Genomic DNA, 14294 nt, shown 5'->3' with positions numbered 1-14294 from the left:
GAAGTCAGCAGGCTAAGCTTATTAAGCTAAAGTTATCATGTAAAAAGGCTTGTTCTATTGCGTTTGGAATATCCAAACCAAAGCATTGTTTTAAGACAAAGGAGTAGCAAGGGGGATGACTTTTACAATGTCGGACTATGAGCTGCTGCAAGCTGCCCTTGAAACGGTTCGTGAGGCGGTGTTGATTACTGATAACCAGCTTGACCGGCCCGGCCCCTTTATTGTGTATGCAAATCCTGCTTTTAGTGAACTTACCGGCTACACCGCCCAGGAGTTAGTGGGGAAAACACCGCGGCTGCTACAGGGTGTGGATACTGATGCTGTGCTGATGCAGACTTTGCGCAAACAGCTACTGGCAGGTGAGGTTTTTTCCGGCGAAACAGTAAATTACCGCAAAGATGGTAGTGCGTTTCGGATGCAATGGACTATTCGGCCTTTCCCCGCCACCGGTCAGCCACGTTATTTTATCGCCGCCCAGCGCGATGTTTCGGTGATGCGCACTCTTGAACAGCAACGTCAGCAGTTACAGGCCTTGGTGGAAATACAAACGCGGGTTGGTACCGCGGGCCTTGATTTACAAGCGATGCGCGACCAGGTAGCAGAGGTCGCCCTGGTTGTCACCGGTGCCGAAGGCGCTGCAGTTGAGGAAGCGGAGCACGGCGAGATGGTTTATACCGCCTGCAGCGGCAAAGCGGCAGGCTCATTGGGGTTACGGTTGCCCGTTGTGGGTAGCCTTTCCGGTACATGTTACCTGCAACGTGAGTCTATTCACTGTCGTGACACTCACAAGGATCCCCGGGTAGCCAGAGTTGCAGCCGATAAGGTTGGGTTTCGCTCCGGCTTGTTGGTACCCTTGACCCATAAGCAACACTGCTTTGGAGTGCTTAAGGTCTACTCCGCTCAACCTGACGCCTTTAGTGACGGCGATATGAAACTGCTTAACATGGCCAGCCAGTTGCTGGCTTCATCTCTTGCTGACGCGCGCATTTTTAAAGGTGAACGTGACCGGCGTTCCCTGTTGGTCGACTCGTTACCCATGCTGATTTCATTTGTCGACCTGCAGTTATGCTACCGCGAAATTAATGTTGCCTATACCCGCTGGTACAACCGGCCGATTGAGCAAATTGTCGGCAAAGGGGTGGCAGATGTTATGGGGCAGGCTCAATTTAACGCTATCGAGCACTATATGTTGTCGGCGCTTTCAGGCGAGCGGGTTACCTTTGAGTTCCATTTGCTCCAAGCTGACGGCACTGTTAAACCGGTAGAGGTTGATTACACGCCGGTGCTTAGCGGACAAGGCGACGTGCAGGGTTTTTATGAAATGATTCGCGATATTAGCGATCGCAAGCATGCGGAGCAGGACTATCTGACCGGCGCTTTTAATCGCAAGGGCTTTGATGATCGGCTGGAAATGGTCTGTACGACAGCCCGGCGTTACCGACGCCCTTTTGCATTGATCTTTCTGGATGTTGATCATTTTAAGAAGGTTAATGACCGTTTTGGCCATGCCGCTGGTGACGATGTGCTGCGCACACTGGTTAAGGTGCTGCTAAGCAAAGTTCGCGACAGTGATATTGTTTGCCGTTGGGGCGGCGAAGAATTCGCCATTCTGGCACCCGAAACCTCTATGGCTGAGGCGTTAGACCTAGCCGAGCGTTTGCGTTTGGCGCTAAGCCAGCACCAATTTGCAACCGTGGGGCAGATAACCGCCAGCTTTGCGGTGGGCGAGTTTGACCATGAAGAAAGCGGACAAGCGTTCGTTAATCGTGTAGATGATGCGCTTTATGATGCCAAAGTCGCCGGTCGTAACCGGGTAGCGCCAGCAAACTAGCTGCGGTAGCTACCCAAATATCACGTTGCTATTAGCGATAAGACGCGGCTACTGTGCCTTTTAATGTCATTAACAGCGGTTGGCCGCGACGGTCCAGTGCTTTAGCTGCGGCTACTTTTACCCAGCCTTCGCTAATGCAGTATTCTTCCACATCAAAGCGGTCTTTACCATTTAAGGTAATACCGACATCGTGCTGGAAAATCTCTTTCACATAATGCGGGCTGCGCGGGTTAACCGACAGGCGATCTGGTAATGCCGGGCGTGCTGTGGCGTCGTTAGATACTGCATTGTTTGTTATGGTGTCGTTCATGGCTTGGGCCTTAGTAAGTAAAACGTGCGTCATTGTAGGCAAAGCCGGCAGATGGCTCAAGTGGCTTAGCAATAAAGCACCAAGCTAGCATGCAACGGCCACCACTGGAGCTGTAAGGTGTAGTCTTCAGCTGTTGTCACAGCGAAACATTCTGGCTATGGTTAGTCAGCACTACCGTGTTAAACACAAACAATTAATACACGTTTCAGGGGGTAAAATTATGCACGAGTTAACAGTGGTTCTGTCATGGGGCTCGCCGGTCGGTATCGCATTATTCTTCTTTTTTTCAGGTATCGGCGCTGGGGTATTCTTTTGGGGTGTTTCTCAGGTGAATCGCTACAAACAAGAGCAAAAATAAGTAGATCTCAGAACTAATATTAACAAGCAGATAGTGCAAAATAGCTCTATCTACTTGTTAATAGATGGCTTTTAAAATGACTGTTCGGCTTGGAGTAGAAAATCTTCTGCACTTAACGGGCATGTAGCTTTAATGACAAAATCCTGTTCGCTTTGAAGCAGATCCAGCATCACATCGTCAACTTTCCAGCCGCCTTTCTCCAGAACAAACCCGGTATTAATAGCGACTGCGGCTGCGTTGTCGGTAATTAAATTAACGCTCAAGCAGGCTGTTTCACCTGTAATGGCATAAAAGTGCGAATGTTCCTTGCCAGTTAGGCTGCTGACATGTTTAAAAATGGGAGAAAATTCATCAAGACTCGCTTCTTTGCTTTCGTGCCACAGTGCACTTACCCGGCTACTCAACAAATTGTCTTGCAGGATTTCAATATCATCACTGCGCGATGCTTGTAAAAACTTCTGGTACAGAGGGTACAAAGGATCAGTAGCTTGAACAGTCCAAGCGCAAGCAGTAAGCAAAGCATAAAACGAAAAAAACGCAGCAATTTTAATGGCCAAACGCATTAAGAGCCTCCTCGTTTAGTTTGTTGTTCGTGATTGAGACTAAACTAGCCGCTTTACCATCTCATCTATTGCCAGGCTGCAAATTTGCCTTAGCATTCTAAGCTCACCTGCGGTGCCATTATGTGCCGGCTGGTTTTGCACGTGCTGCAGTAATTTTTCTGCTTGTACTGGTACGGCGGTTAACAGCTGTTGCAACTCGCGTTTGGCCAGAGCAGGGGCAATATTTAGCTCGCTGGCAAAGGCCATTACATCGGCCTGGGTTAGCTCAGCGTAAGTAGTCGCGTTTCCCAATGGTTGCGACAGGTTTTCCTGCAGGTGCTTGCCGATATCGGCGTAGATAATAGTGGAGAGCAAATCATAGTGTGGCATTAAGGTGATGCCATCCAGATTGATATGAAAAGACAGGTTTTTCAGATGGGCATCGCCGTTACCGACTAAAGCGTTAAATAGCACCCAACGGAATATCGCCAGCCGGGTGGAGCCCTGGCGTAGGCAATGTTGTGAAAGTTTTACCAGATGTTGAACGTCGCTGGCGCGATATTTTTCGGCAGCAGGAATGCCGAGTAACTGGCAACCATCCATCATATGCAGCCGGCTATGCTGTGGGTAGTCGCCGCTGCGGTCAAAGCGTTTTACGATATAAGCGGCTTGCGGTACATAGATAATATCAACCGGTGGCACGGGTAAACCGCAACGGCTCGCCAGTGTCATCACAAACCATTCATTGCGGCAGGTGAACGGGTATAGCTCGGGCTGCGAGTGCTCGGGTTTTAAGATATGCGTTGATGGCATCTGGCCGGCGGGCTCCAGTAACTGGCCCTGATGATAAATCACCAGCATTTTATGCTGCGCGCCTGCTAATGACATGCGTTTGCGCTGCCGCTTATTCAGCGGTGCCTGTGGCAGGTTGTCAATCCGGCTGCTTAGCTCGGCTGCTGTCAGTGGGATCGCCTCTGCTGCTGTCAGCGAGTGTTCGGGTAGCAATAAGGTAATGGCGCCGGCCGATTCGGCACCCACGGCCATCAGCAGTGCAAAACTGTCTCCGGCAGCCACTTTCACATCTTTCGCCAGTATGGCTCTGGCATTCTCTTCCGGTAACAGATTATCGAAAAACCATTGTATAGGCCGTTCGGTGGCAGCATCCCATTGGGTTTTGTCGGTCAACATCAGGCCGTGAATCACTTGCAGACCATTGCAAATGCGTAGCCAGACTGGCGAGTATTGAAAGCCCCAAATACCGGACTGTTCTAACAGCTGGCCAATCAGTTGCTGCTCCAGATAAACATCTAGCCGGCGCATTAGCGTGTCGCCCGTTTAGCGTGTAATGCCTCAAGCTGGCTAAACAACGTGTCGGCATCCTGTACGGGCAAGGCATAGGGATCTGCGCCCAGCGCAGCGGGTAGTTGGTATCTGGCTGCGGGCTCAGCGACTATGGTTTTCACCTTTTTATCAGGCTTAATGTCTGCCGGAAGATGTTGCTGAATATAGTCTGCCACTTCTGGTGGCAGCGTTAATTCCAGCCGAATACCCAGTGTGGTTAATACCTGCAACACTTTGCCAATTTGGGCGGTGTCTTTGCCGTTTTCCAGATGGCTTAAAAATGACTGGCCGGTACCGGATAAGCCCGCCGTAGCGAATTGATCCAGGCCCTGGCCTAAGCGGGTTAACTTAATGGCTTTGCCGATTTGGGCAGTATTGTTAATGGCGATTTTCATAGCACCTCTGGCCGCAGTTTAACTTGTTCGAACGAATAAATTATAGGCTGATCTTTAATAAAGATAGCCTAATATATTAGATCGCACAAATTAATTGTTATTTCCGCTGTCAAAAGGGTAATTTGTCTGAGCGAACAAATTAAATTGCTTAGCCAAGGCTACTAAACCGGCTTATTGACAAAGCCCGGCTCCCTTTTTGGCGATTACTAAATAAATGCGATCGCGGTTAATTGGTGTGAGCTGGCAGTATTTTGCTAAAAATATAGGCGTACGCGGTTATTTGGGTGGCAGTAGTTAAACTACTGCCACCCAGTTACGGCGTCGTTTTAATCGGCTGCTTGCGGGGCAAACAGGTGTAACCACAGGTCATCGCCACTGCCATTGTCGTTAATGGCATGCTCAAATTCGGCTTTCGGGTAGCGTATATTTTTGCCTGACACGCTGGTGTCGTAACCACCGGATTTGGTTAAGTCCCATTTACCGTAAGGGTCATGCACGGTGTAGTATTCGCCGTCATAGCCGGTAACCACCAGAATATGGCCAGGCGGGGTAAACCAGCCATGCACAATGGCTGGCAGGCCTTTGCTTACGTGCTGTTGCAACTGAGCAAAGGTGCCGTTTGTTAAGCCGGTAGCGCGGGCACTAATACCGGTTTCTGCGGCAAGCTGATTAAAGGCGCCGGACAATTCCGGAACGTTTTGCAGCAAACCAAAACGCTGATATAGCTGGTCTGGAACGCGCACACTGTCGGAGTGTTGTGTAATGCCAAAGAAGTCAGTCACCATGGCTAATGATGTAACACTGCAAGTGGCAGTGGGTTGATTAACGTTGTCTAGCTGACTGTAGTAAGGCACCAGCAGCAGCTCAGAAGTTAGGTTGAGATCCAAATTGTTATCGCTACAGTCATTAGGCTCATAGTTTAGCTGTTGCCAGTTCATTGCCTCGGGTGCGGTGGCAAGGCTGGCATTGGCAATGCGCCATAAAGAGGCATTCGGTCCGGCATGTTGGACAAATGTATCCAGGCTGGTGGCTGTCATTATGTTGTCTTCATGCGAGACAATGTGCCAGATGGGTTTGGTGGCGCCTAACTGGCGGTATTCGCAATCGCCTTGTTGTATCGTACTGGCAATATCGGCCAGATAGCTGCCACCCCATTTTTCGACATAAGTTTGTGGCATATGCGCATCGACATACTGATCGATAATAGCAATGTTCATACCCTGATCTTTTGGATTACCCCAACTGGTTGCGGTTAATAAAAAGCGATTGTCGATAAGCCCCTCGGCCCGCGCCTGACGTAACCTGCTATGATAAGCCTGCAGTAAATCATGTAGTGGTTGCTCTGTGCCGTTAAATTCAGCTTCAATATCCAGCACAAAGCCCTGATAGCCTATTTTTGCAGCGGCATAAAGCATATCAGCTTGCTCAGAGAAAGAATGGGTATCGTTGTAAGTCCAGGCCCAGGGCTCTATACCAGCTGCCTTATAATATTGCAGATTTGCCGGCTCACAGGCATCTTGCCAAACTCCGCACTGCACGCCGTTTTCATTAAAGGTAATTTTATTGCTAGCCCACTGGTAGTTAATATCACTGATTTTTATAAAAACCCGTTTTACTCCCAGGCTTTGCAGGTAGGTTGCCATGTCGGCGTGATTAGTGCGTATCAGGCCGGGTTCATCAATATAAAATAGCCAGGCTCCCAGTTTGTTTTCAGCAACGGTAACAGCGTTGCTAACCGGTGGAGGCGGTGTTGTTGACGTCGGAGGCGGTGTTGGCACCGAGGTGTCGCTACCTGAGCTACCACAGCCGGTTAGCATTAATAGCGTGATTACGCTTAAGGTTGATTTTAACATAGGGCATCCTGTTGATTAATATTGTTGCAGGGTAAAGTCGTGCTGGCAGGCCAGCGCTGAATGGCAAACGGGAGCGCTGGCAGAGATTCTGGCAGTTGCTCCAGTGTGACTTCGGTATTGGTGTGCAGATCCCAGCTTTGAATTGATGCAGATGGCAGCAAACTTAATACGCTAAACACCGATTGGCGTTTGTCTGTGCCAAGCAGTGGCCTGGCCGGAATGCCGCCAGCCATCAGTAAACTAAGTTGTTGTATTTTACTGACATAGTAAGCATGTTGATGACCGCTGATATACCAACTTACCCGATACTGATTAAACAGCTTAAGTAAGGTTTGGCTTTGCGCGAGGCGCTCTGCTGGCGCTTCTCTGCCTTTAGCGATTGCAAACATCGGTAAATGGCCAGCAACAATCCGATTTGCAGCCTGTGTAAAGGCAGGAGAGCGCAGTTGCTGCTCAAGCCATTGCAGCTCGGTAGATGTTAACTCACTGCCTGATGCATCAATTACCAGCAGGGCAGTGTCGGCAAATAGTAGGCTGTAATAAAACGGATAATGTTGTTTGTCCAGCCAGCGCAATTCCGCATGTGATACTTGCTTGCTACGCCAGTATGTTGCCGCCTGCTGCCGGTCTGTGGCAAATAGATAGCTGCCGACCAGACTGAATGCTTTCGAGCCGTCATGGTTACCGATAACCGGCAACCAAATTATGCCTGCATCTGATGCAGGTTGATAAAATTGCCGGTCAAAACTGTGCCACATGTTTTGCAGGTTTTGCTGGCTAAGCCCCCGCTTTTGCCCCGCCACCACATCACCTGTCGATAGCACCAGATTAGGCTTTAAAGCCAGGACTTTATCCCGTAAAGCCAGGCTAAGCGGCGGATATTCATCACTGCCGTAGTTGCCATTAATATCACCGACAATAGCAATACGCAGAGGCTCTGCCAGCGTGGGGGCAGCTAATACCGCACAAACCAGAGCACCGCCAAGTATTAAGCGCTGCCAACGCAGCTTATAAATGCAGTATGGCATCTTAATGCTGCTGTATTGTCAGTGCTACAGGTATAGCGCGTTGCTGACTATAAATACTGCTATCGAGTAGCCGCATAGCGCTGGAGCCTCCGCCATCGAGGTTAATTGCTCCCTCAACCCCTAGTGCCAAGAGTTGATCCGGCAATTCAGATAACTTCATGGCATTGGTAACAAACAGCAGAATATGACCACTGGCGGTATAGCCTATTGCAGTGCGCGGGCGTACATCATTTAGCTCAACACCGGAACCCCAGAAAATCTCTTCGTTGTAACTAAGTACCTTGCTACCTTGTCGCAGCAAAACCGGGCCGCCGCCAATGGCCATTTTTAATGCTGGCAGTGGCTTACCTGCACTAATGGCTGGCGCAGGTTGCGGTATGGCATCATTGTTTAAATAGGACAAAGGAGCTGAGTAAGTTCTAATATCGGAGATACTATCACCGAAGTGATAGGCCCAGCTCACCTCACTATTGCCTGCTGTGTCTAAGGTAAAGAGTGCCCGCATTACCGGGTAGCTTTTACCCGAGCGGTTAAGGCTGGCGATATTTTTGCTTAACAACTGTTCGCCGGCGATGGCGGCTGAATAGGATTGATCACCGCCAAAGTAACCGCCGTTTACTGCCGCAAGCAAATTTTCTGCTGGTAGCTGTGCAAGGGTGAGAAAAGGTTGTGATTTAACCGGAGTTAGCGATAAATCGCTGTTGTGGCTATCTAATTGCAAATACCAAGCCGCAAAACCAACATTGTTGTCTTTACTGCCTTGATAAAATTGCAGGCCCTGCGGCAGTGCCGGACTGCTTTGCAACTGCCAGTGGATATCCTGGGTGCTTGCGGCTGGCGGCGTTGCCGCCGAATCGTTATTGCCACTGCCACAACCTGACAGTGTCATTAACATCACAATGTGTCCGATTGTAACGCGGTGGATAATCTGCATACTAAGGCTCCTGATGGTGTTTCAGTTACCCTAGTTGCAGAATTTAGCTAATTGAAATTACTAACTATAGGCTTTAGCGATAGAACGGCTGGTCAGCTACTGCTGACACAACTCTGCCTTTAACCTTAGCCCGGCCTGAAAATCGGCTTGGGGTATAGGTTCTATCCGCACATAGCCTTGGTTTGATGTCATGCGATGGATATAGTTACCGTCGCCGGTGGCGATGCCGACATGGGTGATCACGCCTTTATTCCAATTACCGTAGGTGTTTTGCAAAAACACCAAATCACCGGCTTGCAGGGCATCGACAGTGTTAACCTTGGTACCAAATTCATCAGCGGCTAACGAGTCGGCGTGTTCGGCTTTTAGCTCGTCACCCGGCCCCAGCTGGGCTAAGTCCCACGGCTGTTGGCTTTGCAGGCTGGCAAATTGTGCACCGCAGGCTTGCTTTAGCACTTCGCGGGTCCAGTTCATGCACTGCTCGGCTTTGCCCTGCTCATAGGTTTGGTTTTGCCACGGCAGGGCAGCCTGCATAATCTTGCCGGCCGGTTCGGCCAAAAGCGCTGCCGGCTCTAGCAAACAGCCGAGTAACAGGGCGGAAAATAAATGGCTTTGGCGCATAGTGTTCTCCTTAGGCGCAGATGCTGTTCGCCTTTACGTGATCTTGCGGCATAGGCAGATGGCCTTCAGCATAAAGATCGTTAATGGTCAGTTCAATGGCTTTGCGCAACGTGGCGACAATATCGTCAATTTGCGAGCGGCTGATGGTCAGCGGTGGCGACATCACGTTTAAATGCACTATTGGCCGAACTATCAACCCCAGTGATTCGGCATGATCAGCGATGCGCTTGCCAATATCCAACTCTTCGTCAAACAGCTGCTTGGTTTTTTTGCAGCGTACGTTTTCTACGCACACCATCAGTTGCATACCACGCACCTGGCCGACAATCGGCAAGTCTTCCAATGTTTTCATTTGCTGTTGAAAATACGGCCCCAGCTGCTGTACCCGCTGCAATAGCTGCTCCCGCTGAATAATTTCAATGTTTTTCAGTGCGGCGGCGCAGGCCACCGGATGGCCGGAGTAGGTAAAGCCATGGGCAAAACAGCGGCCATGGCCGGGCTGGCTAATTACCTGGTGGATACGGTCTGAATAAATACAAGCACCCAGCGGTTGATAGCCCGAGGTTAAGCCTTTAGCGCCAATAATAATATCCGGCTCAAAACCAAAAACGTCTTTGCTGGCAAACCACTGCCCCAAGCGGCCAAAGGCGGTGACCACTTCGTCCGAGACATACAGCACATCGTATTTTTGGCAGATGGCAAATGTGCCCTGATGGTAACCCTGCGGCGGCACAATTACGCCGCCTGCACCCAGCACCGGTTCGGCATAAAATGCCGCCACCTTATCCGGGCCAAGGCGCAATATGGTGTGCTCCAGTTCATCCAGCAAAAACTGCAGGTACTGTGCTTCGTTTAAGCCCTGCGGGGCGCGGTAATAATTCGGGCAGCTGATATGGTGAATGGTATCGCGGATAAAATCGAACTCTGGCGGATGGTCGCCGGCTTTACCGCCGATAGACATCGATAAGTAGGTTGAGCCGTGGTAAGAGTTTTTGCGCGAGATAATATGCTTTTTCTCTGGCTTGCCGCGGCAGTTTTGATAGTACTGAATAAGCCGGTACGACGAGTCGACTGCGGTAGAGCCGCCGCAGGTAAAGATCACGTGATCCAGATCGCCGGGCGCCAGTTCGGCCAGTTTAGCCGCCAGCAGCGTGGCCGGCACATTGGTCATATCGACAAAAGGGTTAGCAAAGGCCAGTTCGCGGCACTGCTGCGCAATAGCATCGGCCATTTCGGTACGGCCAAGGCCAATATTGGTACACCATAAGCCGCCTACTGCGTCGAGGTAACGCCGGCCATTGCTGTCTTCAATATAACAGCCGTCGCCGCGGCTAATGGGTAGGGCACCTTGCTGGTGAAATACGTCAAATACGGTCCAGGGGTGGGTAAAATGTTGCTGATCCAGTTTGGTTAGCTCAGCCGTGGTGTAAGCAGTGGTCATAAAATACTCCTGTTGCTGCAGGTTAAGTTGTAACCTGAAGCAGCCAGGTAGCACTATTCCCCGTTCGGGCAGAGGCGGTTTTTACTACCCCTGTTTACGGGTTAAAGCTGTCTGTGGTGATAACGGTTTGCGGGAATAGCGCGGCTTAGCCACTTTGCTTACTAAACGCAATGCCTTGCTCGGTCAGGGCGTTTAGCAACCACTGCATGCCTTGTCCAACCGGCGTTTCGCTTTGCCACACCATATCGACACAGTGCGGAAAAGATACGGCCTGATGGCTGGTGGGCAGTTTTAACAAAGCGCCACTGGCCAGTTGCTCCCTGATCAGGTGTAGTGGTAATTCAGCCCAACCAAAACCAGCTGTCACGGCGTCAATTAACAAGGTCGAGCTGTTGGTAAACCAGATATTGCTGGATAAGTCGGAGTCGAAGCGGCGAAAGCCGCTGTCGGCATCGGTGATACGCAGATGGCGGTGCTGCGATAAATCATAAGGCGTTACCTGACTAAGCTGTGCCAGCGGGTGCTCGCGGCTAACCACGGTGCCGTAGTGCACATGCGAAATACCGCGAAAGGCGACATTTTCCGGGTAATCATCCTGGCTGATGGCGATGGCAATATCCACTTTGCCTTGTTTTAACAGCTGATAGCCCTGCTGATGGCTGGCTTTGAGTAGCATAAGCGAGGTATTGGCAAAGTGTTGCTGAAATTCGCTGGCCACCTTTAGCATTATCGGCACCGGCAGGGCTAAATCATCAAACGCCAGACTGATTTCGGTTTCCACGTCTTTATTCAGGTTTTGAATACGGCTAAGCAGGTTGTTGTAGCTTTTCAGCACCGATTTAATGTCGTTTAGCAGTGCCAGGCCTTCAGCAGTTAACGGCGGTGTGCGTTTACTGCGGTCGAATACTTCAAAGCCCGCATCAATTTCCAGGTTACTGATAAGACCACTGATTGACGATTGCGCCTTACCCAGTTTACGCGCCGCGGCTGAGAAGCTGCCGGTCTCTACTGTGGTTAAAAATGCCTGCAGCTGTTCAAAAGATAATTGCATCTTGTATCGCCTCAACCGATGGTTAGTAACTGTACATCCCATGCGAAAGCTTTTATTCATGGTAGCGTACAAGTTCTGAGCAAATAATTTAGCAGGATTACCAGACTTGTAAATTAAAAATAATAACGGGAACAGGAAGGAAACTTAGCATGGTACCTTTTACTAAACGCAGGTTAAGTCTGGTAATTTCAGCAGTATTACTCAGCGGCACAGCCTATGCCCAGCAGGCAGAGCCAAGCGCTGCTGAGAAAGCTAAACAAGAAAAGCAAATTGAAGTGATCACGGTTACCGCTTCTGGCCGGCCACAATTAGCATCGGAAATTCCGATGAATATCAGTGCGATGACAGAAGCCGAATTACGCGAAAAGCGCATTGCCAGTTTAAAAGATTTAATCGCCGATAGCGTGGAAATTAGTGCGCCTGGCAACAGTGCCCGCTTTGCCGACTCGGTGTCGGTGCGCGGCTTAAACGTCTCGGGCGTTAACGCGAATAATATTCAGCAGTTTATCCGCACCACTATGGCGTACTACCTGGATGCTACGCCATTGCCGAATATTAACTACCGCATTAAAGATATCAATCGCGTAGAAACCCTGCTGGGCCCGCAAGGTACACTATATGGCGCCGGCAGTTTAGGCGGTACTATCCGTTATATTACCAACCAACCGGTGTTGGATGATTTTCAGTTCGATTTTAATACCAGCCTGTATCAGACCAAAAACGGCGGTGTCAGCAATGATACCGATATCGTGGTGAATGTACCGCTGGGCGAGCGTGTGGCGGTAAGAGCATCAATAGCGCGCCTGGATGAAAAAGGCTACACCGACCGTCAGGTTAACCCAAGCTGGCTGGCTGCAGGTGAGGGCTTTGCCGGCGACCCTAAGCCTAACCAGACGTTGTATAAAGATGATGATTATCAGGATGTGACTGGCGGTAAAGTGGCGCTGTTGTGGCAAGTGAGTGATGATATAAAACTGACTTTTAGCCATATTCAGCAAGATCAGTTGGCGCACGGCACCAACGGCGCAGCACGTTTACCGGTTGACCGCGCTTGTGAAGGCATTGCCGACTGCGACCTAACTTCTTTTGACACGCCGTTTCAGTATAACGATCACACTATAGTGGCGCGCTTTGAAGAATATTCTGATCGTGAGTTGAATATGGATACGCTGGATTTAGACTGGCAGCTAGATGGCATGAAGCTGCACAGCACCACATCGTATTACAAAGACAGCAGTATTGGCCAGGCTGATTATGCCTCACAGGGCGACGCCTATTATGGTTGGATCCCGGGTTTAGCGTTAGATGATGGCAATGACTCGGCCTACATGACCTTTGATAACACCTATAAGGGCTTGACGCATGAAACGCGCCTCACGTCAGATACTGACAGCCGTTTAAGCTGGATAGCAGGCGTGTATTACACCGACCAAAAGCGCAACTTTCGCTTCTCAGAGTGGTTTGACAAATTAGATGATATCGCCTCAGAGGTGGGCTGGTTGGGTTTTGACCGCGCCGCAGTGGGTGGTGTGCCTGGCCAGGGCTACGAGGAAGACCTCGGTAGTAAGTACAAAGAGTCCGCGCTGTTTGGTGAAGTTGGCTATGACATCACCGACAAGCTAAATGTTACCGTGGGCGCGCGGATCTTCAATTATGAAGATACCGGCCTGGCGCTTATTCGCGACTATTTGGGCAGCACTGACTCGAACCGCGAATTTAGCAATAAAGAAAATGGCGAGAGCTTTTATAAGTTTAATGCCTCGTACAAGTTCAGCGATGAAGTATTTGCTTATTTCACTTATTCGCAGGGCTTCCGCCGCGGTGGTACTAACGGCTTTCGTGATGAAGCCGGTCAGGTGGTGGCAGATAACGTGCAAAGCTACGAGCCGGATTCTACCGACAACCTGGAGCTGGGGTTAAAAGGTTATCTGGCGGACGGTTGGTATGTGCAAACCAACCTGTACCAGATTAACTGGAACAATGTGCAGACCTATTTCTCGCAAACTATTGATGGCATTTTCCCGGTAAACGGCACAACTAATGGCCCGGACGCGGTAACCCGTGGTTGGGAATTAAACAGCCGTTACTATTTAACCGACAACATTACGTTAAGTTACGCCACAGCTACCACTGAAGGTAAGTGGGACGAAACCTTAACTAAGTGTGTGTATCAGGATGTGGCAGAGGCTGACAACGAATGCCGCACCTGGAATAAAGGCGGCTTACTGGGCGGCTCGCCAAAATGGCGGCACAACTTTGGTGTGCGTTACGACACTGACTTTGATAGTGGTATGACAGCCTATGCCGCACTGAACGGCCGTTATGTTAGCCAGGTGCAGAACGACCGCCAGGACGACCCAAACTCGCCGGTGTTTGAATACCCGTCGTACACCACCTTCAGCGCTAATGTCGGCTTTGGTAAAGATAATTGGGATGTCTCCATCTGGGCGCAAAACCTGACAGACGAAGACGCCATAGTGTCTAACCTGAATGGTGGCGTGTTAGGGCGGCGCACCATAGCATTGACGCCGCGCACTATCGGCATTAATTTCTCCTACAAATACTACTAACAGTAATGTAGGCTAAACA

The 14294-nt window shown here is 50.1% G+C and carries 13 protein-coding genes; 3 read left to right on the top strand and 10 right to left on the bottom strand.

What is annotated here, in order from left to right; genetic code table 11:
- Positions 1–115: 115 nt before the first annotated feature.
- Positions 116–1831: a diguanylate cyclase gene (locus tag I4W93_RS08300; protein WP_205309763.1), complete on the top strand. Its 1716-nt coding sequence runs from the start codon at positions 116–118 to the stop codon at positions 1829–1831.
- A 31-nt stretch (positions 1832–1862) separates the two neighbouring features.
- Here I4W93_RS08300 and I4W93_RS08295 read toward each other — a convergent pair whose 3' ends face one another.
- Entirely contained in the window at positions 1863–2141 is a 279-nt protein-coding gene (locus I4W93_RS08295; RefSeq protein ID WP_205309762.1) for a DUF3297 family protein, read from the bottom strand.
- A gap of 220 nt (positions 2142–2361) precedes the next feature.
- On the opposite strand from I4W93_RS08295, the gene I4W93_RS08290 reads away from it, so the two are divergent.
- Positions 2362–2499, top strand: a complete 138-nt coding sequence (locus I4W93_RS08290; protein WP_205309761.1) for a hypothetical protein — start codon at positions 2362–2364, stop codon at positions 2497–2499.
- Between the two features lie 71 nt (positions 2500–2570).
- Here I4W93_RS08290 and I4W93_RS08285 read toward each other — a convergent pair whose 3' ends face one another.
- From I4W93_RS08285 to I4W93_RS08245, 9 genes are all read right to left on the bottom strand, one after another.
- Complete coding sequence (locus I4W93_RS08285; RefSeq protein ID WP_205309760.1) at positions 2571–3062, bottom strand: hypothetical protein; 492 nt, start codon at positions 3060–3062, stop codon at positions 2571–2573.
- 39 nt (positions 3063–3101) lie between these two features.
- Entirely contained in the window at positions 3102–4361 is a 1260-nt protein-coding gene (locus I4W93_RS08280) for a HipA domain-containing protein (RefSeq protein ID WP_205309759.1), read from the bottom strand.
- Positions 4361–4777, bottom strand: a complete 417-nt coding sequence (locus tag I4W93_RS08275) for a helix-turn-helix domain-containing protein (RefSeq protein WP_205309758.1) — start codon at positions 4775–4777, stop codon at positions 4361–4363. Before I4W93_RS08275 ends, I4W93_RS08280 begins: the two co-directional genes overlap by 1 nt.
- A 326-nt stretch (positions 4778–5103) precedes the next feature.
- A complete protein-coding gene (locus tag I4W93_RS08270) occupies positions 5104–6630 on the bottom strand; it encodes a C39 family peptidase (protein ID WP_205309757.1) in 1527 nt (508 codons plus the stop codon).
- Entirely contained in the window at positions 6624–7658 is a 1035-nt protein-coding gene (locus I4W93_RS08265) for a metallophosphoesterase family protein (RefSeq protein ID WP_205309756.1), read from the bottom strand. Before I4W93_RS08265 ends, I4W93_RS08270 begins: the two co-directional genes overlap by 7 nt.
- 1 nt (position 7659) lies before the next feature.
- A complete protein-coding gene (locus I4W93_RS08260) occupies positions 7660–8592 on the bottom strand; it encodes a phosphodiester glycosidase family protein (protein WP_205309755.1) in 933 nt (310 codons plus the stop codon).
- Positions 8593–8688: 96 nt separating this feature from the next.
- Complete coding sequence (locus tag I4W93_RS08255; RefSeq protein WP_205309754.1) at positions 8689–9213, bottom strand: NlpC/P60 family protein; 525 nt, start codon at positions 9211–9213, stop codon at positions 8689–8691.
- Positions 9214–9223: 10 nt separating this feature from the next.
- Complete coding sequence (locus I4W93_RS08250) at positions 9224–10654, bottom strand: aminotransferase (protein ID WP_205309753.1); 1431 nt, start codon at positions 10652–10654, stop codon at positions 9224–9226.
- A 145-nt stretch (positions 10655–10799) separates the two neighbouring features.
- On the bottom strand, positions 10800–11705 hold the full coding sequence (locus I4W93_RS08245) for a LysR family transcriptional regulator (protein WP_205309752.1): 906 nt from the start codon (positions 11703–11705) through the stop codon (positions 10800–10802).
- 149 nt (positions 11706–11854) lie between these two features.
- Here I4W93_RS08245 and I4W93_RS08240 point away from each other — a divergent pair, with 149 nt between their 5' ends.
- Positions 11855–14275 (top strand): TonB-dependent receptor, encoded by a 2421-nt coding sequence (locus I4W93_RS08240; protein WP_205309751.1) that lies wholly within the window; start codon positions 11855–11857, stop codon positions 14273–14275.
- Positions 14276–14294 lie beyond the last annotated feature (19 nt).

This window comes from Rheinheimera maricola (genome assembly GCF_016918075.2).
Lineage (GTDB): Bacteria > Pseudomonadota > Gammaproteobacteria > Enterobacterales > Alteromonadaceae > Alishewanella > Alishewanella maricola_A.
The sequence above is the reverse complement of the archived record's forward strand: the minus strand, read 5'-3'. Positions and strand labels throughout refer to the sequence as shown.